Raw genomic sequence first — 22,932 nt, forward strand, 5'->3', positions numbered from 1 at the left:
GAAAAGCCCGCCCCACACGAAGGAAACGATTGAAATGGCAGACCTCAAGACAGTGCCCGTGCTCGTCCCGATCGGCTTCCACGCCGATTCCCGCAAAGCCCTGGAGTCGCTGTTCGCGGTCCGCGAATTTCAGAAACGCGATCTTTCCGAACTGTCGGACGACGAGAAGGCCCGGATTCGCGGCATAGCATCCTTCGGCAACGTGTCCGCCGCGATGATGGACGCGCTGCCGGCGCTTGAGATCGTCGCAAGCTTCGGCGTCGGCTATGACAGCGTCGATGCGGCCCATGCCGCCTCCAAGGGCATCATGGTCACCAATACGCCCGAGGTCCTGACCGAGGAGGTCGCCGACACGGCGCTCGGCCTGCTCCTGATGACGGTGCGCGAACTGCCGCAGGCCGAGCGTCATTTGCGCGCCGGCAAATGGGAAGCCGAGGGCCCCTACCCGCTGACCCACGGTACGCTGCGCGGCCGCACCGTGGGCATCATGGGGCTGGGGCGCATCGGCATCGCCATCGCCAAGCGCCTCGAGAGCTTCGGTGTCGAGATCGCCTATTTCAACCGCAGCAAGCGCAACGACGTGCCCTACGCCTATCATGGCTCGCTGGAAGAGCTGGCCGCCGCTGTCGATACGCTGATCATCGCCGCGCCGGGCGGCGCGTCCACGGACAAGGCCATCAATGCGGGCGTGCTGAAGGCACTCGGCCCCAAGGGCATCCTCATCAACATCGGACGGGGAACGACCGTCGATGAGGAGGCCCTGATCGCCGCGCTGCAGGACGGCACCATCATGGCGGCCGGCCTCGACGTCTTCGAAAAGGAGCCGAAGGTTCCCCAAGCGCTGATCGACCTGCCGAACGCCGTGCTTCTGCCGCATGTCGGGTCGGCCTCGCACCACACGCGCAACGAGATGGGCAACCTCGTCGTCCAGAACCTGAAAGCATGGTTTTCCGGAAACGACGTCCTGACCCCCGTTCCCGAATGCGTTTCGGCCGGCGTCCGCCGTCACGGTTAACTCTTAGGTAAGCTTAAGAAAGCTATACTTCCGACCTTCTGATCGAGAAGGAGGGATCGCCATGAATTACGCCGTGATGGTTCTTTCGATCGGCCTGGCCGGTGTGATCGCGGTGTCGAACATGCAGGGCGCCACGGTGGCCGCGCACGAGTCGCTGCTGTCGTCGCTGTCGCCATCGCCGGAGATCACCAATTCGGTGCCCAAGGCCGACGGGGCGGAGCGCAAGGCGCTCCGCTTCATCGATCTGCGTGACGGCGCAAGCTGCAAGGTTCCGGAGCCGACGGGTGTCGACGGCTCCTGGCAGCGCATCGCCATGGGGCCGGAATGCGCGTCCTCGAGCGACCTGTCCAAGGCCACCTATTGGCGTGTCGGAGAAAACGGCACCCTGCTGATGGCAGACGACGCAGGCCGCACGGTGCTCGAATTTTCGCCGGGCGACGGCGTCCTGTACGAAAGCGTCTATCCCGAAACCGCGCTGATCACCGTGGTGCCTGCTAAAAGCTAGCGCGCCGCCTCGGCCATGAAGTGGCGCAGCGGGTGGGCCTGCTGGCCCTCCGCGTCATAATTGGCATCGTCGAGATAGGCTGCATAGGCGGCGTCCAGCGCCGGCCATTCGCTGTCGATGATCGAATACCAGGCCGTGTCGCGGTTGCGTTGCTTGACGATCATGTGCTGGCGGAACAAGCCCTCGTACCGGAAGCCAAGGCGCTTCGCGGCCACATGGGACGGGGCGTTGTCGTTGTTGCACTTCCACTCGTAGCGCCGGTAGCCCAGTTCGCCGAAGACGCGGCGCAGCGCAAGGTGAAATGCCTCGCTGGCGATGCGGCTGCGCTGAAGCGCCGGCGAAAAGCAGATATTGCCGAGTTCGATGACGCCGTTCGCGCGGTCGATCCGCATGAGCGCCAGGACGCCCAGCGCCTTGCCGCTGCCGCGATCGATAACGCTGTAGAAGCACGGATCGTCGCCGAAATAGGTGGCCTCGGCAAAGCGCTCGAAGGCTTGGTAATCCGCGAAGGGCCCATAGGGGAGATAATCCCAGAGCCGGTCGCTGCCCGGCAGCGTGAAGGCCTCGTAGAGATCGCGCAGATGGGCGCGGTCAACGCGGACGACGTCCGCGAAGCGGCCCGTCAACGGCGTCATGCCGGGGTGCGGGCGCGGCGTGTAATGTGACAGGTCGGCTTGCATTGCGGTCCTCAGCGCCGCAGGGCGGCAGCTTCCGCTGCAAGGGCGGTGACGGCCGCGAAATCTCCGGCTGCGAGCCGATCCTTCGGCGCGACCCACGATCCGCCGACGCAGACGACGTTGGGCAAGGCGAGGTAGTCGTGGACATTGGACGGCGAGACACCGCCGGTCGGGCAGAAGCTGATGTTCTGGAACACGGGGGCAAGCGCCTTGAGATAGGCGACGCCGCCAAGCTGCTCGGCCGGAAAGAACTTCAGGATCTCGTAGCCTTCCTCTATCATCGCCATCAACTCGCTGGGCGTCGCCGCGCCGGGCAGAAGCGGCGCATCGCCGGCCTTGGCGGCATCCAGCACCTCGACCGTCGCGCCGGGCGATACGATGAAGGTGGCCCCTGCCTCTTCGGCAGCGTCGTACTGCTGCGGTGTCAGGATCGTGCCGGCGCCGCAGATGGCTTCGGGCACATCGGATGCGACGGCGCGGATGGCGTCCAGTGCCGCCGGAGTGCGCAACGTGATCTCGATTGCGGGAAGGCCGCCGGCCGCAAGCGCGCGGGCAAGGTCCACCGCGGCAGCGGCGCTTTCGACAGCAACCACGGGAATGACCGGCTGTCCCGTCAGCACCGTCCGCAAGGCATCCGTCTTCTGCGCCATTTCATTTCCCTCTCGTGGACATGCGGCAACCGCATCGCGACTCGTTCGCCCGTGCTTTTAGAGCATTTTACGGCGAAGCGGGAGCGATCCGTCCGATATCAGCCCTTGATGACCGGGTTGCCCTGCGCGGCGACTTCGGGCCGGTCGTCCTCCAGCGCGGACAGGAATGCCGCGCACCAGTGGCCGGCGGTATTGCCGAATACGGTTCGCCGCAACGCATCGTGCCGCTCCTTGCGCTCCGAGAGCGACATCGTCAGGGCCCGTTGCATGGCCCTTGCCACGTCTTCGGACGAATACGGATTGACGATCAGTGCCTGCCCCAGCTCTTCCCGCGCGCCGGCAAACCGCGACAGGACGAGGACGCCCGGGTCATCGCTGTTCTGGGCCGCGACATATTCCTTGGCGACGAGGTTCATGCCGTCGCGCAGCGGCGTCACCATGCAGACGCGCGCGGCGCGGTAGATGCCCGCCAGCGCCCGGCGGGTAAAGCCGCGCGTCATGATCTGGACCGGCGTCCAGTCGAGCGTGGCGAAGCGGCCATTGATGTTGCCGGCCAGTTGCTCCACCTCCACCCGCAGCTCCGCATAGGCGTCCAGCTCGGCCCGCGACAACGGCGCAACCTGCAGGAATTGCGATGCGCCGCGATTTTCCGGGTAATCCTCCAGCAGTTGTTCGAAGCCGCGCAGCCGCTCGATGATGCCCTTGGAATAATCGAGCCTGTCGACACCCACGATCTGGTGCCGGCCATGGGCGATATCGCGCACCATGTCCTCGTGCTCGACCGCCTCGGGGCTGAGCGCGAACTCGGCGAAGCCTTCGGCATCGATGCCGATGGGGAAGGCGCTTGCACGAACGGTGCGACCGGACACCCGGACCCGGTCATTGTCGAGTTCCTCGCCGCCCAGTTCCTGGATGCAGAAGGCCACGAAATTGCGCCTGTCCTGCGCAGTCTGAAAGCCGACGACATCGTAGGCCAGCATGGCGCGGACCAGGTCGTGGCTGGCCGGCAGCGCGGTCAGGATTTCGGGTGGGCAGAACGGGATGTGCAGGAAGAAGCCCAACCGGCCCTTGAAGCCGCATTGCCGGAGCTCCGAGCCCAGATAGAAGAAATGATAGTCGTGCACCCAGACGATGTCGCTTTCGTCGAGCTGGGGGTGCAGCCTTGCGGCGAAACGCTGGTTGACCGAGCGGTAGACGCGATCCGACTGCCGGTCGAACTGCGCGATATCCAGGCGGTAATGCAGCAGCGGCCACAGCGAGCGGTTGGCATAGCCGTAATAGAACCCGGCCAGCTCTTCCTTGTTGAGATCGATGGTGACGAGCGCCGTCGATCCGACGATCTCGGTCTTCAGTTCGCTGAACGTGCCTTGCGGCGAGACATCGCCGCTCCAGCCGAACCACAGGCCACCGCGCCGGCGCAGGGCATCCGCTAGGCCCACCGCCAGGCCACCTGCCTTGCCTTCGTCATTGAGAGGGCCGACGCGGTTGGAAACCACGACAAGCCGTTTTGCCTCCTCGCTCATATGCGCTCTCCAGCTTCTGCCAGCCAGCGTTCGACAGCGGCGACATCGTCCAGCCGTTCGGTTGCGGCAGTCGCCCCCGGCCCCACCTTGATTCCGGCGCCACCAAGCTGCGGAACCACGGCGAAGGCGAACTCGTCGGTGGTGTCGTCGCCGATATAGATCGGCTTGCGGCCGGCAAAGGGCGCATCGCGCATCAGGCGGCGCAGGGCTGCACCCTTGTCCATTCCAGCCGGATGGACTTCGACGATGTTGTTGCCATGCATGACCTTCAGGTTCGATACGCCGGACACGGCCTCGTCCATCAGGCGGTCGGCATCCGGCTTGCGGTGGGGCGCCGTCCGGTAATGCAGGACGAGCGCCGTTCCCTTGTCTTCCAGCGTCAGATCGGCATCACCCGCAACGCCCGTCGCAAGGGCTTCGCGGACAGGGTCCAGATCGTGGGGGCTGGCGATCCGCTCGATGGGCGCGCCCGGCGCGGGGCGCAGCTCCAGTCCATGGACACCGGCGGCCGCGAATTCCAGCGGCGACAGGAAACGGTCGAGATCGGCGATGCGCCGGCCGCTGACGATGGCGAGCGCCCCCGACAGCGCGGCCTGCAGCGCAATGAGGCTTCGGAGCGTGCCCGGACGAATGGATACGGCCGACGGATCGTCGACGAAATCGACGAGCGTTCCATCGAAGTCGAGGAACAGGGCGTGGTGACTGAAGTCGATTTGGGTTTTGGCTTGCATCTCGCCCCTGAACATAGGTGAACGGTCTGCGATAGCCACCCCCGCCGACGGGCAAAGGGACGATGGCCGGGCGTGTCGCCCGGCCTTTTGCACCTGTCAGGCAGCCTGCCGCGCCACCTGCTTGGCCGCCTCATCGCGCACTTCGTCGACCATTGGCAGCGACGGCGCAACATGGTGGCCGCCGGACATGTCGCCGGCCAGCTCCGCCGCGATGGTGTCGGCGGTGATGGCCGACAGAGTCCAGCCAAGATGGCCGTGGCCGGTGTTGTAGTAGACCCCCTTCGCATGGCCGCGTCCGACGCGGGGCAGCATGTCGGGCATCATCGGCCGCAGGCCCGCCCACGGCACGGACGAAGCCGTCGACACGCGGGGGAAGCGATGGCGGCACCATTCGACCAGCGGCCGGATGCGATCCATTTTGATATCGCGGTTGTATCCGGCAAATTCGGCCGTACCGGCGATCCGCAGGCGATTGCGGCCGAGGCGGCTGGTGACGATCTTGGCCTTGTCGTCCAGAAGGCTGACCCAGGGAGCGCCTTGCTGGCTTTCATGATCCTCGAGATTGACGGTGATCGAATAGCCCTTCACCGGATAGATGTTGACCCGGTCTCCCAGCATGGAAGCGAACCGGCGGCTTTCGACGCCCGCGCAGATGACGACGGCGTCGTAGCGCTGGTCGGTGGCCTCGGGCCCGCCGGCCACGACGCTGGAGACGGTCACGCCCTCGGGGCCATGCCGCAGCTTCGTTACATCCGCTTCGTAGACGAAGGTGACGCCCTTGCGGCGGCAGGCATCGGCCAGCCCGCGCGTATAGCGGTGGATATCGCCGGTGAAGTCGCTTTCGGTGAAGAAACCGCCATAGAACTTACCCGCAAGGGCGGGCTCGATCTCGTGGATTTCGCTGTCACCCAAGGTGCGGCGGTCGAGCCCGCCCTGCTTGTAGAGCCGGCTGACGCGGCTCGCATGCTCGAATTCGGACTTGGATTCGTAGACGTGCAGGATACCGCGCTTCTCGACGTCGAAGCCGAAGCCTTCGGCCTCGGCCATCTCCAGCAGATGACGGCGCGCGGCGATCGCCATCTTCACGGTGGCGATGGTGTTTTCTTCATAGTTGCGGGCGGCCAGGACGAACTCCGCCATCCAGGACAGCTTGTGCCAGGTCGGCGCCGGATGCACCAGCAGCGGCGCATCCTTCTTCAGCATCCATTTCACGCCCTTGATGAAGGTGGAGGGCGAGTTCCAGACCTCGGCGTTGGACGCCGAAAGCTGTCCGCCGTTGGCAAAGGACGTTTCCATGGCGGCATAGGGGTTCCGGTCGAAGACCGTAACGTCCAGGCCCTGCTTCATGAGCTTGTAAGCGGTTGTTACGCCGGTAATACCGGCGCCGATGACGGCAACTGAGGTCACGACAGATCCTTTCGGCCGCGGTTGCGCGGCGCTGACTGCGTGCCCCATCCGTCATTGGCCTGAGAGCTTCACGTGGCAGGAGTCAGTCCCACAACGCTTTCTCCTTCGGCGGGGCGCGTTGCCGCGACCACTCTCCGGATATTTTTACGCCGCGCGGTCCTTCTGCCTGAGAGATTCCGGGGCGGTTGCTCCTTCGGCGCTGGCCGTTAAAGGCCAGTCTCTCCCGCAAGCGGCGTGTAGGGACTTTATACACATTGCCGCACCGAGCGGCAAGATTAACTTTTAGGCACTATCCGAACGCGCCTACTAAATCACTGGTTGCAAATCAGCCGATGCGGCTGCCGTCGCGGTCGAAATGATGCAGGCTTTCGATATCCGCGACCGCCGTGAAGGCCGCCCCGATATCGCGCCGCTGATAGCCGGGCATGCGCACCGCGATCGGCGCCGTCAGCCCCTCGCGCATCCCATAAAGATAGGTTTCCGCTCCGACCACCTCGACCGCACTGACATTGAGATCGAGCCCGATTTCCCCCGCGCCCGCACGCTCGGCAAGGCGCATATGCTCCGGCCGCACCCCGATGGTTGCCGCTGTGGCCGGCTGGCCGGCCAGGCCGGACAGGACAGCCGTCGGCACGAGGTTCATGGCCGGAGACCCGATGAAGCTGGCAACGAAAAGGCTGGCCGGTCGCTCGTAGACATCCAGCGGCGTGCCGACCTGCTCGATCCGCCCGCCATTCAGCACCACCAGCCTGTCGGCCAGCGTCATGGCCTCGAGCTGGTCATGGGTGACATAGAGGCTTGTGGTGCCGAGGCGGGCCTGCAACGCCCGGATCTCGGCCCGCATCTGCACCCGCAGCTTGGCATCCAGGTTGGATAGCGGCTCGTCGAACAGAAAGGCTGCCGGCTCCCGCACGATGGCGCGCCCCATGGCCACGCGCTGCCGCTGGCCGCCCGACAATTGACGCGGCTTGCGATCGAGAAAATCGGAAATCTCCAGGATCGCGGCGGTCGCGGCGATTCGCTTCTCGATCTCGGCCTTCGGCGTCTTGCGGTTGCGCAGGCCGTAGGCAAGATTCTGGCGCACGCTCATATGCGGATACAGAGCATAATTCTGGAACACCATGGCGATGTCCCTGTCGGCGGGCTCCACCTCGTTGACGAGCCGATCGCCGATCCGGCACTCGCCACTGGTGATGGTTTCCAGCCCGGCCACCATGCGCAGCAATGTCGACTTGCCACAGCCGGATGGGCCGACGAGCACGACGAACTCGCCATCCGCAACGTCGAGGGAAATGCCCTTAACCGCCTCCTGCCCACCGGGATAGACCTTGCGGACCGTGTCCAGAACGATGGACGCCATTTCCTATTTCTCCGTTTCGGTAAGGCCGCGCACGAACAGCTTCTGCATGGCGATGACGACGATGACCGGCGGCAGCATGGCCATCACGGCGACGCCCATGACGAGGTTCCACACCGGTTCCGAATCGACGGCCCGCGCGATGCGCTGGATGCCCATGACGACGGTGTAGTAATCGGGCTGGGTAGTGACGAGCAGCGGCCAGAGATACTGGTTCCATCCGTAGACGAACAGGATGACGAACAGCGCCGCCGTCGAGGTGCGGGTAAGCGGTATGACGATGTCCCACAGGAACTTCAGCGGCCCGGCTCCGTCTATGCGCGCCGCCTCCAGCATTTCGTCCGGAATGGACAGGAAGACCTGGCGGTACAGGAACGTCGCCGTCGCGCTGGCGATCAGCGGCACGACGAGCCCCGCATAGGAGTTCAGCAGCCCCATCCCCGCCACGACCTGGAATGTCGGAACGATGCGCACTTCCACCGGGAGCATCAGGGTCATGAAGATCGCCCAGAAGGCCACCATGCGGAAGCGGAAGCGGAAGTAGACGATGGCGAAGGCCGACAGGATGCAGATGACGATCTTGCCGAAGGCGACCCCGAGCGCCATCACCAGCGAATTCAGCATCATCGGCAGCACCGGCGGCAGACCGTTGCGGCTGGCTCCGTCCGACAGGATCAAGCTGTAATTCGTCCACAGCTCGCCACCCGGCCAGAACGGCGCGATGCCGCTGTTGAGGCGGAACGAGGTGTGGGTGGATGCAACGAAGGCGATCCAGACGGGAAACAGCACCAAAGCGACCCCGAGAATCAGGATCGCATGGGTAAGGAACGTATAGAAGGGGCGGTTTTCGACCATGGTTCGGCGCCTCGTCAGTAATGTACGCGCCGTTCCACGAAGCGGAACTGCACCACGGTCAGAAGGATCACCACGAGCGTCAGCACGACCGACTGGGCGGCGGACGAACCGAAATTCTGCCCGAGGAACCCGTCGGTGTAGGCCTGGTAGACCAATGTCGTCGTCTGGCGGCCGGGCCCGCCCTCCGTCGTCGTATCGATGATGCCGAACGTGTCGAAGAAGGCGTAGACCATGTTGACGACCGACAGGAAGAAGATCGTCGGCGACAGCATCGGCAGGGTAATGGTGAAGAACCGCTTGGTCGGACCGGCGCCGTCGATGGCCGCCGCCTCGATCAGCGAGCGCGGAATGGACTGCAGGCCGGCCAGGAAGAAGATGAAATTGTAGGAAACCTGCGCCCAGCTTGCGGCGATGATGGTGAGCAGCAAAGCCTGGTTGCCATTGGTGAAGTGGTTCCAGCTCATGCCGAATCCGCGCAGCGTATAGGCAAGGATGCCGACCGAAGGGTTGAACAGGAACCACCAGAGAACGCCCGCCACCGCCGGCGCCACGGCATAGGGCCAGATGAGCAGCGTCGAATAGGTGGTTCGGCTGCGGATCATCCTGTCCACCGCCGAGGCGAAGGCCAGCGAGACGCACAGCGTGATGATGGCGACGGAGGCGGCGAAGATCGCCGTTACCTGCACCGATTCCCAGTAGCGCGCCGAACGGAACAGCGCCGTGAAATTATCCCACCCGACGAACCGCTCACCGAAGCCGAAGGCGTCCGAGCGATGCATGGATTGCCGCACGGCCTGGATGGCCGGCCAGAAGAAGAAGATCGCGGTGATCGCAAGCTGCGGCGCAAGCAGCAGGACGGGCAACGCGGTGCCGCCGAAGGTGACGCGCTTCTGTGCCATGCGGCCCCTGCCTCCCTCTTTCTCAGGACGAATGATGTGGATGGGCCGCCGCCATTCGGCGACGGCCCGGCTTGCGATTGGCGGTACCGCTTACTGGTTCTGGGACTCGAACTCGCGCAGCATCTCGTTGCCGCGCTCCTGTGCCGACTTGACCGCATCTTCGGCGCTCTTCTGGCCCCCGAGGGCGGCCTCGAGCTCTTCCTCGAACATGGTGCGGATCTGGACGTAATTGCCGAACCTCAACCCACGCGAGTTTTCGGTCGGCGTGTTCAGCGTCACTTCCTTGATGGCCGTGTCGGCGCCGGGGTTCTTGTCGTAGAAGCCGGACGCCTTCGTTGCGTCATAGGCCGCCTGCGTTATCGGCAGGTAGCCCGTGCTCTGGTGCCACTCGCCCTGGATATCCGGCTGCGACAGGAACGTCAGGAACTGCGCGACGCCCTTGTAGCTGTCTTCGTCCTTGCCGCGCAGAACCCACAGCGAGGCCCCGCCGATGATGGAATTCTGTGGCGCACCCTCGATGTCGTCGTAATAGGGCATCATGCCGTAGCCGACGTCGAAATCGGCATTGGCCGAAATGGAAGCGCGCCCGCCGGACGATTCCAGCAGCATCGCGCATTCGCCGGAATTGAAGGAAGGCCCGGCCGTATTGGTGCGCCCGCGATACTGATAGGCGCCACCCTTCTGCCACTCGACCAGATTGGCCCAGTGCTTGCCGACAAGGCCCGCTTCCTCGAAATTGAAGACCGCGTCGAAGCCCGCCATGCCGTTCTGCTGCGTGGCGATCGGCTTGTTGTGCCAGGCCGAAAGATTTTCGAGGTTCACCCAGGCTGGCCAGGTGCTGGTGAAGCCGCAGGTCTTGGTGCCCGAGCTGACGATCTTCTGCGCCGCTTCGGCCAGTTCGCCCCATGTCTTGGGCGGCTGCGAGGCGTCGAGGCCGGCGGCTTCGAAGGCATCCTTGTTGTAGTACAGGATGACGGACGAGGAATTGAACGGGAAGGACAGAAGTTCGCCGTCGCCTGTCTGGTAATAGCCGGTGACGGCCGGCAGATAGCTGGCCGGATCGAAGGCTTCGCCCGTGTCCGTCATCAACTCCTGCACGGGGTAGACGGCATCGCGCGCCGCCATGAAGGTGCCGGTGCCGACCTCGAACACCTGCAGGATGTGCGGTTGCTCGCCCGCGCGGAAGGCCGCGATGGCCGCCGTCATCGATTCGGGGTAGGTGCCGCGGTAAAGCGGTACGACCTTGTAGTCGGACTGGCTTTCGTTGAAGCGGCTCGCAAGCCCCTCGAGCTTCTGCCCGAGCTCGCCCGCCATGGAGTGCCACCACTGGATTTCGGTCTGCGCGGCAGCCTGGCCGGCCATCGACAAGAGCGCGGCCATCGCCGCCCCCATTACCCCGATTTTCTTCATAAGTTCCGTTCTCCCAATGCTGCGACCCTTTACGGTCCTGCCGGTGGGCTCCTCCTAGCCCATGCCGACAAACAGCTTGGTGACAAACCTAAGATAGTTTTATGACAGGGCAACGCCCTGAACCGTAAGTTGTATCTCCATCCACAACTCCAGCATCGCAATCGGCGCCGTCAGGCATCCTCGCGCGGGAATCGCTTTTCGTCCTCCAGCACGTTCAGGTCCATGTGGTTGCGCATGTAACGCTCCGAGGCGCGCTGGAGCGGCTGGTAGTCCCAGGGGTAGTAAGCCCCGTTGCGCAGCGCCGCATAGGTAATGTGTCGCCGTGCCTGGCTTTCCCGGACCGAGGCGTCGAACGCGTCGAGATTCCACAGCGCGTCGATCTGCGACGACAAGGCGTTCAACGTCGCGGCATGGGCCGGCTCGTCCGCAAGGTTGGTCAGTTCCAGCGGATCGGCGGACAGGTCGAAGAGCTGGTCCGGATCGGCCTTGCAGCGATTGAGCTTGTAGGGCCCCGACCGCAGCGACACCATCGGCGCGATCGAGCCTTCCGCGGCATATTCCATGCGCACGGGCGGGCGGCCGCCTTGAAGCGTCTGGAACAGGGATACGCCGTCCAGCCATGGCGCCAGCGCACCCAGCGGCTGGCCCGCCATCTCCGACAAGGTCGGCATGACATCCATGGTGGAAACCGGCGTGGCGCACAGGCCGGGCGCAAGGCCGGGTGCCGCCAGCATCAGCGGCACGCGTGCCGACCCTTCGAAGAAGTTCATCTTGAACCAGAGCCCGCGCTCGCCCAGCATGTCGCCATGGTCGGATACGAAGAGTATGGCGGTGTCGTCCGCCATGCCCGTGCGCTCCAGGATGCCCAGAAGGTCGCCGATCTTTTCGTCGACATAGGAGAGGTTGGCGAAATAGGCCCGGCGCGCCCTTGCCACCATATCCGGCGTGATATCGTAGGCTTCGTCCCGGCAGGCCGCCATCAGGCGCGCCGTGTGCGGATCCGCGTCCGGCAGTCGGCCCACCGCCGGCTGCAGCTCTGCACAGTCGGCATAAAGATCGTGGAAGCGCCGGCGGGCCACATAGGGGTCGTGCGGATGGGTGAAGGATACGGTCAGGCAGAAGGGCCGATCATCCTGCCGCCGCGCCAGATCATACAGCCGCGCCCCCGCATGGAAGGCGACCTCGTCGTCATATTCGAGCTGGTTGGTGATCTCCGCCACGCCGGCGCCGGTGACCGAACCCAGATTATGGTACCACCAGTCAATGCGCTCCCCGGGCTTCGCATAGTCGGGCGTCCAGCCGAAATCGGCGGGATAGACATCGGTCGTCAGCCGCTCCTCGAAGCCGTGCAACTGGTCCGGCCCCACGAAATGCATCTTGCCGGACAGGATCGTGCGATACCCCGCCAGGCGCAGTTGATGCGCGAAGGTCGGGATTTCGGACGAGAATTCGGCCGCGTTGTCGTAGACGCGGGTTGCCGACGGAAGCTGCCCGCTCATGAACGACGCGCGTGCCGGAGCGCAGAGCGGGCTGGCCGTGTAGGCGTTGGCGAAGCGCATGGAACGGGCGGCGAGCGCCCGCAGATGCGGAACATGCAGGAAGTCGGCGGGGCCGTCCGGAAACAAGGTGCCATTGAGCTGATCGACCATGACGATCAGGATATTCGGTCGGCGGGATGCCATGCTTATGCCTCAGCCTCCGATCGCCGCCTTGACGGCCGGCAACCCCGGCTCTCCGGACAGCGTCGTCACCCCATCCAGCCAGCCGTCCAGAACGTCCGGATGGGCGGCCAGCCATTCGCGTGCCGCCGTCCGCGCCTCCGTCCCCTCGGCAAGCTTTGCCATCATCTCGTTTTCCATGTCGATGTTGAAAACGAGCTTCTTGAAGAAGCCGGCCGCATTGGGGCACTCGCCCGCATAACCGGTGCGGGCAAGGGTGAACACCTCGGCGCCGCCATAGTTGGGGCCGAAGAAATCGTCCGCCCCCGACAGATAGGTTATGTCGAAGCTGTTGTTCATGGGGTGCGGCGCCCAGGCCAGGAACGCGACCCACTGCTTGCGTCTTTCGGCGCGCGACACCTGCGACAGCATGCCCTGCTCGGACGAGGCCGTCAGCTCCCAGCCGGACAGGCCGAAGGCCGGATCGGCGATCATCTTCTGGATATTCTCGTTGGCGGGCGCCCCGGCCTCGATGCCATAGATGCGCGACCCGAACTTGTCGGCATGCGCCGCAAGATCCTTCACATCCTTGACGCCTTCGTCGGCGACATAGCTGGGCACGGCCAGCGTGAACTTCGCGCCTTCGAGGTTGCGCCCCAGCTCATCCGCCGCACCCTTTTCATCGAGGTCATTGCGGAAGGCCGTCTGGGCCGGCATCCAGTTGCCCAGGAAGACGTCGATCTCCTTGTTGGCCAGGGCCTGGTAGCCGATCGGCACCGACAGGGTCTTGACGTCGGCAGTGTAGCCGAGCCCTTCCAGCACCACGGAAGCCAGTGCGTTGGTGGAGGTGATGTCGCTCCAGCCGGGATCGGACAGGCGCACCGTCGCGCAGCTTTGCGGATCGTTGGCCTGCGCCGCTCCGGCCAAGAGCAGGCTCGTCAGTGCCACGCCTATGAATCGGTTCATGACTTGCTCCATTTTGGTCGCGGCCCGGTTTCGTTGAACGAGCCTTCAATGAGGCAGAACCCACACGGTTTTCGATGCGAGAGCAACCCCAAGTTTTTGCCCTGCCCCGTTGATGCCCATTTTACCATCTAACCGCGAACATCCGGCCATTATGCTGCACGGCACAATAAACTTGTCGCACCGCCGTTGCGCCCGTATTCTGCGACCATCGACCGAAAGTTCGAGGAGCCCCTATGTCTTCGGGTGCATGCGATATCAGCCTTGTGGTTTCCTCTCGCAACCGCGCCTATGGCCTTGCCTCATGCCTGGACGCGATCGGCCGCGCCGCGCAGGCGGATGGGTCGCCGACGGTCGAACTGGTCTTCGTGGACAACGGCTCCACCGACGACACCAGCGCCGTGGTTTCGGCCTGGGCGGCGTCCGCCCCGTTGCCAGTGCGCCTGCTGCACGAGGCGCGCCCCGGCCTGGCCGTCGCCCGCAACACCGGGATCGCCGCGGCGCGTGGCCGCCTGATCGCCTTTACCGACGATGATTGCGAACCGGAACCGGATTATTTCCTGGCCCTGTCGCAAGCCTTTGCCGCCGACGAAGAGCCCGTGCTGCGCGGCGGACGGGTGGAGCTTGGCGACGAACGGGATCTTCCCGTCACCATAAAGCCCGATATCGAGCCCGCCACACTCAACCGCACGCTGCATCCCGGCGGCTTCATCCATGGCTGCAACATGGCCTTTCCGCGCACCCTGATCGAGGCCATCGGCCCGTTCGACGAGCGCTTCGGGGCCGGTGCGCCCTTCCGCTCCGGCGAGGATACCGATTTTACCCATCGCGCCTTCAAGGCCGGTTTTCCCGTCGTCTACTGCCCCGATATCGTGGTGCGCCATTTCCATGGGCGCCGCCTGCCGGAGGATATCCGCAAGCTGCAATCGGGCTACGCCTTCGGCAATGGCGCGCTCTATGCCAAATACCTCTTCGACCGCCGCTCCAACATGCGCGGCATGCTGCGCTGGGATATGCGGATGGCGGCGCGCGAATTGTGGACGGGCCAGACGATGAGCGCCGAGATGGGGCTGACCTATCGCGGCACGATGCGCGACAGCCTGTCCGGCATGATGTCGTACTGGCTCAACCGACCGGCCGGCTGAGCGATGAGCAACCCCGCCACCGCGGATCTGAAGCACAAGACGGTCCTGTCGGTCATGTGGTCCGTCGTGCGCGTGGCGTGGAGCACCGTTGCGACCTTCGTCATCTTTCTGGTGCTTGCGCGCGTGCTCGGGCCGGCCGAGTTCGGCACCTTCGCGCTGGCCAGCCTGTTCACCGAAGTCGGCCGCATCATCGCCTTCGGCGGCTTCGGCGACGCCGTCACGCGGCAGTACGATCTGGACGAGGAACTGGCCGACACCGCCTTCTGGGCGCTCGTTGCCTTCAGCCTTGCCATGGGCCTCGTCATCTTCTTCAGCGCGCCCTACTACGCATCGGCCGTGCGCGACCCGGCGGTAGAGCCGATCCTGTACTGGCTCGCCTTTCTGATCCCTCTCGGCTCACTGGCCGTGGTGCACAATGCGCGCCTGGCGCGCGACTTCAAACACAAGAACCTCGCCGCACAGAGCATCGTCGCAAGCATGCTGTCGGGTGCGGCGGCCATCGCGGCCGCCCTGGGAGGCTGGGGCGTCTACGCCCTCGTCGCACAGGCGGCGGTGCAGGCCGTGGTTACGGTTGCGCTGGGGTGGTACTATTTTCCGTGGATGCCGAAGCTGCGTTTCGACAGGCAGCGGTTTCGCGGCGTCTTCACCTTCAGTATCAGCCTGATGGTCAGCCAGCTTCTGTGGATGCTTTTGACCCGCGTGCAGGACATCTTCATCGCCCGGTGGTACGGCCCCGCCGAAGTCGGCCGCTATCGTATCGCATGGCGGCTGATAGAACTGATCGGGCAGGCTGTGCTGGCGCCCATCGGAAGCGTATCGCTGGTCACGTTGTCGCGCCTGCAGAACGACGAGGCGGCGTTCCGCAACGCCTACAACCGCATCGTCGGCGCAGCCGCGCTCGGTACTTTCCCGCTGCTGTTCGGCTTCGGCGCGCTGTCGCAGGAAACCATCGACCTGCTGTTCGGCCGGCAGTGGCACAATACCGGCCCCATCGCCACGGCCCTCGTGCTGATGGCGGTGCCCTTCGTCATGAATGTCTTTGCCGCGCCCGCCCTGGCCGCGGTCAACAAGGCAGAGACGATCATGTCGGTCGCCGCGCTGCAGCTTGCCGCCACCCTGCTGCTGACATGGCTGCTGGTGCCCTATGGCGTGGTCGCCGTCGCCGCCGGCTACACGCTGCGCGCCTGGGCGACGATGCCCTACCAGCAATACCTGCTGAAAAAGCATGCCGGCATCGACCCCGCCGGCACGATCCGCGCGGTCGCCATGCCTTTAGCCGGCTCGCTACTCATGGCTGCCATCGTCTGGCTGACGAAAGCGCCTGTCGCTGCCGCCATCGGCTGGCCGCCGGCCGCCCTGGCGGCATCGGTGGCCATCGGCGCCACGGCCTATGTGCTGTTCCTGGCCGTGTTCGGCCGGCGCACCCTGAAACCCTATATCGATACCGCCCTTTCCGCGCTGCGTCGCGGCCGCGCGGCCGCGACATCCACTGGAGAAGCCTGATGCCGGAAACGAACGCAGCCATCATCGCCCGTCTGAAGGGCCTTATCGAGGACGCGCTCGTCGACCTCGTCGATCCGACGCAAGCCTTCGCCCTTCTGGATTTCCCGAACCATTACAACATCGGCGACAGCGCGATCTGGATGGGCGAGCTCGCCTATTTCGACGGACGCGGCATGCGCGCCGGCTACGTGTCCGAGATTCCGACCTTCGACGAAGGGAAGATGAAGGCGGCCGTCGGCAATGCGCCGATATTCCTGCATGGCGGCGGCAATTTCGGCGATGTCTGGCCGGGTTTCCGCCCCTTCCGCGAGGCTCTTCTGGATCGGCACAAGGGACGACCCATCGTCCAGCTCCCGCAGACCATCAAGTTCAACTCCGAGGCCAACCGCGATTCGACGGCCCGCGCCATCGAAAAGCATGGCAAATTCACCCTGCTGGTGCGCGACCAGCGCAGCCTCGACTACGCCCGCGCGCATTTTCAGTGCGAAAGCCGGCTGGTGCCCGACATGGCCTTCTGCATCGGCCAGGTGACGCCGCCCGCACCGACACACGAATTGCTGTTGAACCTGCGCGACGACCATGAAGCCACCGGAACGCACGATGTGTCGCAAGCCGTGAAGCGGCCCGGCACGATCCAGTCCGACTGGCCGGAAGAGCCGGAGGATTTCCAGCGCCGCACCAAACGGACCGCCATCCTGCGCGGCTTGCTGTCGGGCCAGGTCGGCGGACGGGCGCGCATGACGGAACTGGCCTACCGCGAGCGTGCGCGCCAGCGTTTCCAGCGCGGAATAGAGCTGCTCGGCTCGGCACGGCAGGTGATCACCGACCGCATGCACGGCCATATCATGTGCGTGCTGATCGACAGGCCCCATTGCGTGCTCGACAACAGCTACGGCAAGACTAGCGGGCTCATCTCCGCCTGGAACACAACCAACAGCGACCGTTCTTTCCTGGTGGCCGATATGGCCGAGGCCTTGGCCGTGCTGGATGGCATAGACCAGAAGAAGGCGGCAGACGCGTCGGTTTTGGCCTGACCAAAAAAGACGCGTTCTGGGCGTTGTAGGTCACTTACACGTTTCGCGTGCTAATTGGATTGACCAGTTTCCTCTTGGACGATAAGTCTTGCGCACCGGCCCTCGGGAGGGGCCGGACGACGCGGGCTAGCAGGGAGGCAGGCCGTCCGCATGACGCATGCACCAGCATCCGTGCGCGGAGACGCGCCACCACTTCTGGCCCTCGACGGGATCGTGAAGACGTTTCCGGGCGTACGCGCCCTGGGCGGGGTCTCCTTCGATCTGCGGCCGGGCGAAGTACACGCCGTCTGCGGCGAGAACGGCGCCGGCAAATCCACGCTGATGAAGGTCATCGGCGGCCTGTATCAGGCCGACGAAGGCCGCATCCTGCTGGACGGCGAAGAAACCCGGTTCACCGGCACGCGCCAGTCCGAGGCGGCCGGCATCGCCATCATTCACCAGGAGCTCAATCTCGTTCCGCATCTCAGCGTCGCAGAAAACATCTTTCTGGCGCGTGAGCCGAAGCGCGGCCCCTTTATCGACCGCGCGCGCCTGAACCGCGAAGCCAAGGCCCTTCTCGAGCGGCTCAAGGTGGCCATTGCACCCACCGCCGAAGTCCGCAGCCTGTCCATTGCCCAATCGCAGATGGTGGAAATCGCGAAGGCTCTGTCGCTGAATGCGCGCGTGCTCATCATGGACGAGCCGACATCGTCGCTGACCGAATCGGAAACCAGCGTCCTCTTCCGGATCATCAAGAACCTGAAGAGCGCCGGAGTGGGCATCATCTATATTTCGCATCGGCTGGATGAGATGGCCGAGATCGTCGACCGCGTCACCGTGCTGCGCGACGGCACCCATGTCTCCACCCGCGACTTCGCCGACACCAGCGTGGACGAGATCGTCTCCGACATGGTCGGCCGCTCTCTGGAAGAGAAGTTTCCGCCGCGCACCTCGACGCCCACCGCCGAAGTCCTGTTCAGCGCCGAAGGGCTGACGCGCAAGGGCGTCTTCGCAGATGTCTCCTTCGATCTGCGTCGCGGCGAGATTCTGGGCTTCGCCGGCCTGATGGGCGCCGGCCGCACCGAAGTCGCCCGTGCGATCTTTGGCGCCGACCCCCTCGACGCCGGCACCATCCGGCTCGGCGACCGGACCCTGTCCATCGCCAGTCCGCGCGACGCCATCCGCGAGGGTATCGCCTACCTTTCGGAAGACCGGAAAGGCGATGGCCTGGCATTGAAGATGACGGTCGCCGACAACATCACCCTGCCCAGCATGGACAAGGTGTCCGGGGCCGCCGGCTTCATCCGGTTCGGGCAGGAGCAGGAGGTCGCGCGGGACTATATCGCCCGCCTGTCGATCCGCACCCCTTCGGCACGCCAGGTGACGCGGCTCCTGTCCGGCGGCAACCAGCAGAAGATCGTGATCGCCAAATGGCTGTATCGCGGTTCGCGCATCCTGTTCTTCGACGAGCCGACCCGCGGCATCGACGTGGGCGCCAAATACGCGATCTACGAGCTGATGGACGCCCTTGCCGCGGACGGGTTCGGCATCGTGCTCATTTCTTCCGAACTGCCGGAAATCCTCGGCGTGACGGACCGTATCGCCGTCTTCCACGAGGGGCGCGTCATGGCGACCCTCGATACGGCGCAAACCAACCAGGAAGACATCATGCACTATGCCTCGGGCTACAGCCGGCCTGTGGCGCAACAGCGTGCCGGGAAAGCCGAATGACGAGCGATCGCAGAAAAGACCTTCTCCAGAAATTCGCGGCCCTCGGCAGCCTGCTCCTGCTGACGATCGCCTTCTCCATCACCAGCAGTGCCTTCATGACCGTCAGCAACGGCATGACGATCGCGCTGCAGGTCACGTCCATCGCCATTCTCGGCTTCGGGGCAACCTGCGTCATCATCACCGGGGGCATCGACCTTTCGGTCGGCTCGGTGCTGGCGCTGGCCGGCGTCGTCGCCGCGCTGCTGGTCAAGGCCGGCATTCCCGTGCCCGTCGGCATGCTGGGCGGCGTTGCGGTGGGGGCCCTGTGCGGCCTCGTCAACGGCATCGCCGTCACGCAGCTCCGCCTGCCGCCCTTCATCGCCACGCTCGGCATGATGCTCATCGCACGTGGCCTTGCACTCCAGATCACCGGCGCGCGGCCGGTTTCGGGCCTCGGCCAGTCCTTCGGCGAACTCGGCAATGGCGCGTTGTTCCGCATCGTCAACATCGGCGACGACGGATTTCCGACGGTGGTGTTCCCGGGAATTCCCTATCCGGTCATCCTGATGATCGTCCTGGCCATCGCGATCTCCATCATGCTGACGCGCACGACGCTGGGACGGCACATCTATGCCGTGGGCTCCAATGTCGAGGCGGCGCGGCTTTCCGGCGTCAACGTCAAGGCGGTCACGCTGTTCACCTATGTCCTGTCCGGCACCATGGCCGGGCTGACGGGTTGCGTCCTGATGTCCCGCCTGGTCACGGCGCAGCCAAACGAAGGCGTCATGTACGAGCTGGACGCCATCGCCAGCGCCGTCATCGGCGGCACCTCGCTGATGGGCGGCGTCGGCACCATCTCGGGCACCATCATCGGCGCCTTCGTCATCGGCATCCTGCGCAACGGCCTCAACATGAATGGAGTGTCGGCTTTCACGCAGCAGATCATCATCGGCCTTGTCATCCTGTTGACGGTCTGGCTCGACCAGATCCGCAACCGGCGCTGACCGGACATCGACTATCAGAGGAGGAGAACAAGCATGAAAAGACTGGCACTCGCGGCACTCGCATCGGTCTTCACCCTGGCCGCCGGCTCTGCCATGGCGCAGGAAAAGGAGATCGCCGTCATCGTCAAGACGGCCAATGCCACCTTCTGGCAGAACGTCCAGAAGGGCGCGGACGCCGCCATGAAGGACGTGCAGGGTTACAGCATGACCTTCCAGGGCCCGGCCTCGGAATCGGCCATCGCCGATCAGGTCAACATGGTGGACAACGCCGTGAACCGCGGTGTCGCGGGTATCGTGCTGGCCCCTTCAGATCCGGAAGCGCTGGTGCCCTCGATCCGCAAGGCCTGGGAAGCGCGCATCCCCGTGGTGCTGATCGACTCCGCGATCGCGGACGAAGCGTCGGATTATTACCAGTCGTTCCTGGCCACCGACAACAAGGCCGCCGGCGAACTGGCCGCGCAGGAGATGATCGAGCGCATCGGCAAGGAGGGCAAGGTGGCCGTCATGTCCTATGTGGCGGGCGCTGGCTCCGAGATCGGGCGCGTGGGCGGCTTCGTCGATTACCTGAAGGCCAATTCCGAGATCGAGATCGTCGGTCCCTTCTATTCCAACTCCCAGATGGCGACGGCGCTGAACCAGACCACCGACGTCCTCGCATCCAACCCGGACCTGAAGGGCATCTTCGGCGCCAACGAGCCCACCGCCATCGGCATGGGCCGCGCTCTGTCCCAGTCGGGCCGCGCCGGACAGGTGGTCGGCATCGGCTTCGACGGTAACGAGGACCTGCAGAACTTCGTCAGGGATGGCACGCTGGCGGCCATCGCCGTGCAGGGCAGCTTCCAGATGGGAGAAAAGGGCGTCGAAACGGTGGTCAAGGTCATCGACCGCGCCAAGGTAGACAAGAACCAGGATACCGGCGTCGTTCTCGTCACCAAGGAGAACATCGACACGCCCGAGGCACAGAACGTCCTCTACTAAAGTCAGCAACGGCTTCGCCCGGCCAGGCGCCGGGCGAAGCCATCTGCCCGCAGCACCGTCAAGGAATACGACGCATGAAGGTTTCGGACCGCCGCGCCCTGCCCCGCACCGGGCTGGAACTGACCGTGCTGGGCCTTGGCGGCGCGCAGATCGGCGGGCTCTACCGCCCGATGGAAAACGGCGTCGCCGCCTCCATCATCGATGCCGCCTGGAGCGCCGGCATCCGCTATTTCGATACGGCGCCCTTCTACGGCTATACGAGATCGGAGCGCCGCGTCGGCGCGGCCCTCGCCCAGCGCGACCGGGACACCTTCGTTCTGTCGACCAAGGTCGGCAGGCTGATGCGACCCGACGCGACGGTGACGGGTTTCGAGGATGGCTATGCCGAGCCCATGCCCTTCCGCCCGGATTATTCCTACGGCTACGACGCCATCATGCGCTCGTTCGAGGATAGCCTGCAGCGCCTGGGGCTGACGCGGATCGATCTGCTTTTCGTGCACGATATCGGAACAGTGACGCATGGCGAGCGCGCCGATCATCACTGGCGGCAGTTGACCGAGGGCGGCGGCTTCCGCGCGCTGGACGAGCTGCGCAGCGCCGGCCTTGTCCGCGGGGTCGGGCTGGGTGTCAACGAAGTGGCGGTGGTGGAGGCTGCGATGAACGAAATCGACCTCGACTGCACCATGCTTGCAGGGCGCTACACGCTGCTGGAGCAGGACAGCCTTTCGATGCTGGATCGCGCCGCCCGGGCGGGCCACGCCATCGTGGCGGCGGCGCCTTTCAATTCCGGCCTTCTCGTCGGCAATGGCAAGTTCAATTACGAGGATGCTCCGGAGGGCGTCGTGCGCCGGGCCGAGGCGCTGGCCGAAGTCGCGCGGGAGTTCGATATCCCCCTTCCCGCGGCCGCCATTCAGTTTCCCCTGGCGCACCCGGCCGTCGTGACCGTCAATACCGGCGCACACCGGCCCGACCAGATCGAAACCAGCGCCCGCTGGCTCGAAACCGAAATTCCCGCCGAATTCTGGTCGACCCTCCGGCAACGGGGCCTGATCGCGGCCGACGCGCCCGTCCCGGGGCAGTAATATGCGCATCGACGCGCACCAGCATTTCTGGGCCATCGCCGACCGTGGCGGCCAATGGCCGCCGCCCGATCTGGCCGCCATCCATCGCGATTTCACGCCGGCGGACCTGAAACCGCTTCTGGCATCGACGGGCGTCGACGGGACCGTGCTCGTCCAATCGCTGCCGAGCCTTGCGGATACGCGCTTCCTGCTGGACATCGCGGACCGCGAGCCTTTTGTGCTCGGCGTCGTCGGCTGGGTCGACATGAAGGCGCCGGACGCAGCAATCACCATCGCAGACATTGCCCGGCATCCGAAGCTGAAGGGCCTGCGCCCCATGCTGCAGGACCTGCCTGACGTCGACTGGATCGACGATCCCGCCCTCGACGCTTCGGTCGCCGCGATGCTGGCGGCGAACCTCGTCTTCGATGCGCTGGTCAAGCCCGAGCATCTTGCACCTCTGGCACGCTTCGCGCGGCGGCACCCAGACCTGCCCATCGTGATCGATCATTGCGCCAAGCCCGATATCGCCAGCGGCGACCTCGCGGATTGGCGGCGCGACATGGACAGCCTCGCAGCGATGCCGCAGGTCAGTTGCAAGCTTTCGGGCATCGTCACCGAAGCAGGCTCACCGCCGGATATGGACGGCGTCGGCCGCGTGGCCGACATGGTCCTGCAGGCATTCGGGCCGGACCGGGTCATCTTCGGCAGCGATTGGCCGGTGATCGAGCTTGCCGGGCAGTATGCCGACTGGACAGAACGCGTCGAGGCCGCAGTGCTTGCGAATTTCGGGCGTTCGGCCATCGATAAGGTTCTCGGCGAAAACGCGCGGCGCTTCTACAGCCTCTGACGCGGCATCGCCCTGGCG

The 22,932-nt window shown here is 64.9% G+C and carries 21 protein-coding genes and 1 riboswitch; of the genes, 10 read left to right on the top strand and 11 right to left on the bottom strand.

The features are described from left to right. The first annotated feature begins 34 nt into the window (after positions 1-34). Together AUL31_RS17900 and AUL31_RS17905 are read left to right on the top strand one after the other, a co-directional pair. Positions 35-1,015, top strand: a complete 981-nt coding sequence (locus AUL31_RS17900; RefSeq protein WP_060609764.1) for a 2-hydroxyacid dehydrogenase — start codon at positions 35-37, stop codon at positions 1,013-1,015. 61 nt (positions 1,016-1,076) lie between these two features. Then, on the top strand, positions 1,077-1,520 hold the full coding sequence (locus tag AUL31_RS17905; protein ID WP_060609768.1) for a hypothetical protein: 444 nt from the start codon (positions 1,077-1,079) through the stop codon (positions 1,518-1,520). Here the strand turns inward: AUL31_RS17905 and AUL31_RS17910 are convergent. From AUL31_RS17910 to choX, 11 genes are all read right to left on the bottom strand, one after another. Then, positions 1,517-2,200, bottom strand: a complete 684-nt coding sequence (locus AUL31_RS17910) for a GNAT family N-acetyltransferase (RefSeq protein ID WP_060609771.1) — start codon at positions 2,198-2,200, stop codon at positions 1,517-1,519. The genes AUL31_RS17905 and AUL31_RS17910 overlap by 4 nt on opposite strands. Before the next feature lie 8 nt (positions 2,201-2,208). After that, on the bottom strand, positions 2,209-2,847 hold the full coding sequence (locus AUL31_RS17915) for a 2-dehydro-3-deoxy-phosphogluconate aldolase (RefSeq protein WP_060609774.1): 639 nt from the start codon (positions 2,845-2,847) through the stop codon (positions 2,209-2,211). 98 nt (positions 2,848-2,945) lie between these two features. Continuing rightward, positions 2,946-4,370 (bottom strand): alpha,alpha-trehalose-phosphate synthase (UDP-forming), encoded by a 1,425-nt coding sequence (locus AUL31_RS17920; protein WP_060609779.1) that lies wholly within the window; start codon positions 4,368-4,370, stop codon positions 2,946-2,948. After that, positions 4,367-5,101 carry a trehalose-phosphatase gene (gene otsB / locus AUL31_RS17925; RefSeq protein WP_060610168.1) on the bottom strand — a complete coding sequence of 245 codons (735 nt, stop codon included), beginning with the start codon at positions 5,099-5,101 and terminating at the stop codon, positions 4,367-4,369. The genes AUL31_RS17920 and otsB overlap by 4 nt, the downstream gene beginning before the upstream one ends. A 96-nt stretch (positions 5,102-5,197) precedes the next feature. Further along, a complete protein-coding gene (locus AUL31_RS17930; RefSeq protein WP_082647008.1) occupies positions 5,198-6,508 on the bottom strand; it encodes a D-amino acid dehydrogenase in 1,311 nt (436 codons plus the stop codon). 144 nt (positions 6,509-6,652) lie between these two features. After that, a riboswitch (glycine riboswitch) is annotated at positions 6,653-6,744 on the bottom strand. 89 nt (positions 6,745-6,833) lie between these two features. Continuing rightward, the gene (locus tag AUL31_RS17935) at positions 6,834-7,868 is read right to left on the bottom strand and encodes a sn-glycerol-3-phosphate import ATP-binding protein UgpC (protein WP_060609786.1); all 1,035 of its coding nucleotides are present in this window, start codon (positions 7,866-7,868) and stop codon (positions 6,834-6,836) included. Positions 7,869-7,871: 3 nt separating this feature from the next. After that, complete coding sequence (ugpE, locus tag AUL31_RS17940; RefSeq protein WP_060609790.1) at positions 7,872-8,720, bottom strand: sn-glycerol-3-phosphate ABC transporter permease UgpE; 849 nt, start codon at positions 8,718-8,720, stop codon at positions 7,872-7,874. Between the two features lie 14 nt (positions 8,721-8,734). Then, a complete protein-coding gene (gene ugpA / locus AUL31_RS17945) occupies positions 8,735-9,619 on the bottom strand; it encodes a sn-glycerol-3-phosphate ABC transporter permease UgpA (protein ID WP_060609794.1) in 885 nt (294 codons plus the stop codon). 90 nt (positions 9,620-9,709) lie between these two features. Beyond that, positions 9,710-11,029: a sn-glycerol-3-phosphate ABC transporter substrate-binding protein UgpB gene (ugpB, locus tag AUL31_RS17950; RefSeq protein ID WP_060609798.1), complete on the bottom strand. Its 1,320-nt coding sequence runs from the start codon at positions 11,027-11,029 to the stop codon at positions 9,710-9,712. A gap of 170 nt (positions 11,030-11,199) precedes the next feature. Further along, positions 11,200-12,711: a choline-sulfatase gene (betC, locus tag AUL31_RS17955; protein WP_060609802.1), complete on the bottom strand. Its 1,512-nt coding sequence runs from the start codon at positions 12,709-12,711 to the stop codon at positions 11,200-11,202. Between the two features lie 9 nt (positions 12,712-12,720). After that, entirely contained in the window at positions 12,721-13,653 is a 933-nt protein-coding gene (choX, locus tag AUL31_RS17960; protein ID WP_244489455.1) for a choline ABC transporter substrate-binding protein, read from the bottom strand. A gap of 233 nt (positions 13,654-13,886) precedes the next feature. On the opposite strand from choX, the gene AUL31_RS17965 reads away from it, so the two are divergent. The 8 genes from AUL31_RS17965 to AUL31_RS18000 all read left to right on the top strand — a co-directional run bounded on the left by AUL31_RS17965 (position 13,887) and on the right by AUL31_RS18000 (position 22,914). After that, the gene (locus AUL31_RS17965; protein WP_060609808.1) at positions 13,887-14,795 is read left to right on the top strand and encodes a glycosyltransferase family 2 protein; all 909 of its coding nucleotides are present in this window, start codon (positions 13,887-13,889) and stop codon (positions 14,793-14,795) included. Positions 14,796-14,798: 3 nt separating this feature from the next. Further along, positions 14,799-16,298 carry an oligosaccharide flippase family protein gene (locus AUL31_RS17970; protein WP_060609811.1) on the top strand — a complete coding sequence of 500 codons (1,500 nt, stop codon included), beginning with the start codon at positions 14,799-14,801 and terminating at the stop codon, positions 16,296-16,298. After that, on the top strand, positions 16,298-17,332 hold the full coding sequence (locus tag AUL31_RS17975) for a polysaccharide pyruvyl transferase family protein (protein WP_060609813.1): 1,035 nt from the start codon (positions 16,298-16,300) through the stop codon (positions 17,330-17,332). Before AUL31_RS17970 ends, AUL31_RS17975 begins: the two co-directional genes overlap by 1 nt. Before the next feature lie 150 nt (positions 17,333-17,482). Then, positions 17,483-19,042: a sugar ABC transporter ATP-binding protein gene (locus AUL31_RS17980; protein ID WP_060609815.1), complete on the top strand. Its 1,560-nt coding sequence runs from the start codon at positions 17,483-17,485 to the stop codon at positions 19,040-19,042. Beyond that, a complete protein-coding gene (locus AUL31_RS17985; protein ID WP_060609817.1) occupies positions 19,039-20,025 on the top strand; it encodes an ABC transporter permease in 987 nt (328 codons plus the stop codon). The genes AUL31_RS17980 and AUL31_RS17985 overlap by 4 nt, the downstream gene beginning before the upstream one ends. A 33-nt stretch (positions 20,026-20,058) precedes the next feature. Beyond that, complete coding sequence (locus AUL31_RS17990; RefSeq protein WP_060609819.1) at positions 20,059-21,003, top strand: ABC transporter substrate-binding protein; 945 nt, start codon at positions 20,059-20,061, stop codon at positions 21,001-21,003. A 74-nt stretch (positions 21,004-21,077) separates the two neighbouring features. After that, positions 21,078-22,085 (top strand): aldo/keto reductase, encoded by a 1,008-nt coding sequence (locus tag AUL31_RS17995; protein WP_060609821.1) that lies wholly within the window; start codon positions 21,078-21,080, stop codon positions 22,083-22,085. Between the two features lies 1 nt (position 22,086). Next, on the top strand, positions 22,087-22,914 hold the full coding sequence (locus tag AUL31_RS18000; protein ID WP_060609824.1) for an amidohydrolase family protein: 828 nt from the start codon (positions 22,087-22,089) through the stop codon (positions 22,912-22,914). Positions 22,915-22,932: the final 18 nt, after the last annotated feature.

The sequence above is a fragment of the Aureimonas altamirensis genome, from assembly GCF_001463885.1.
Taxonomy (GTDB): domain Bacteria; phylum Pseudomonadota; class Alphaproteobacteria; order Rhizobiales; family Rhizobiaceae; genus Aureimonas; species Aureimonas altamirensis.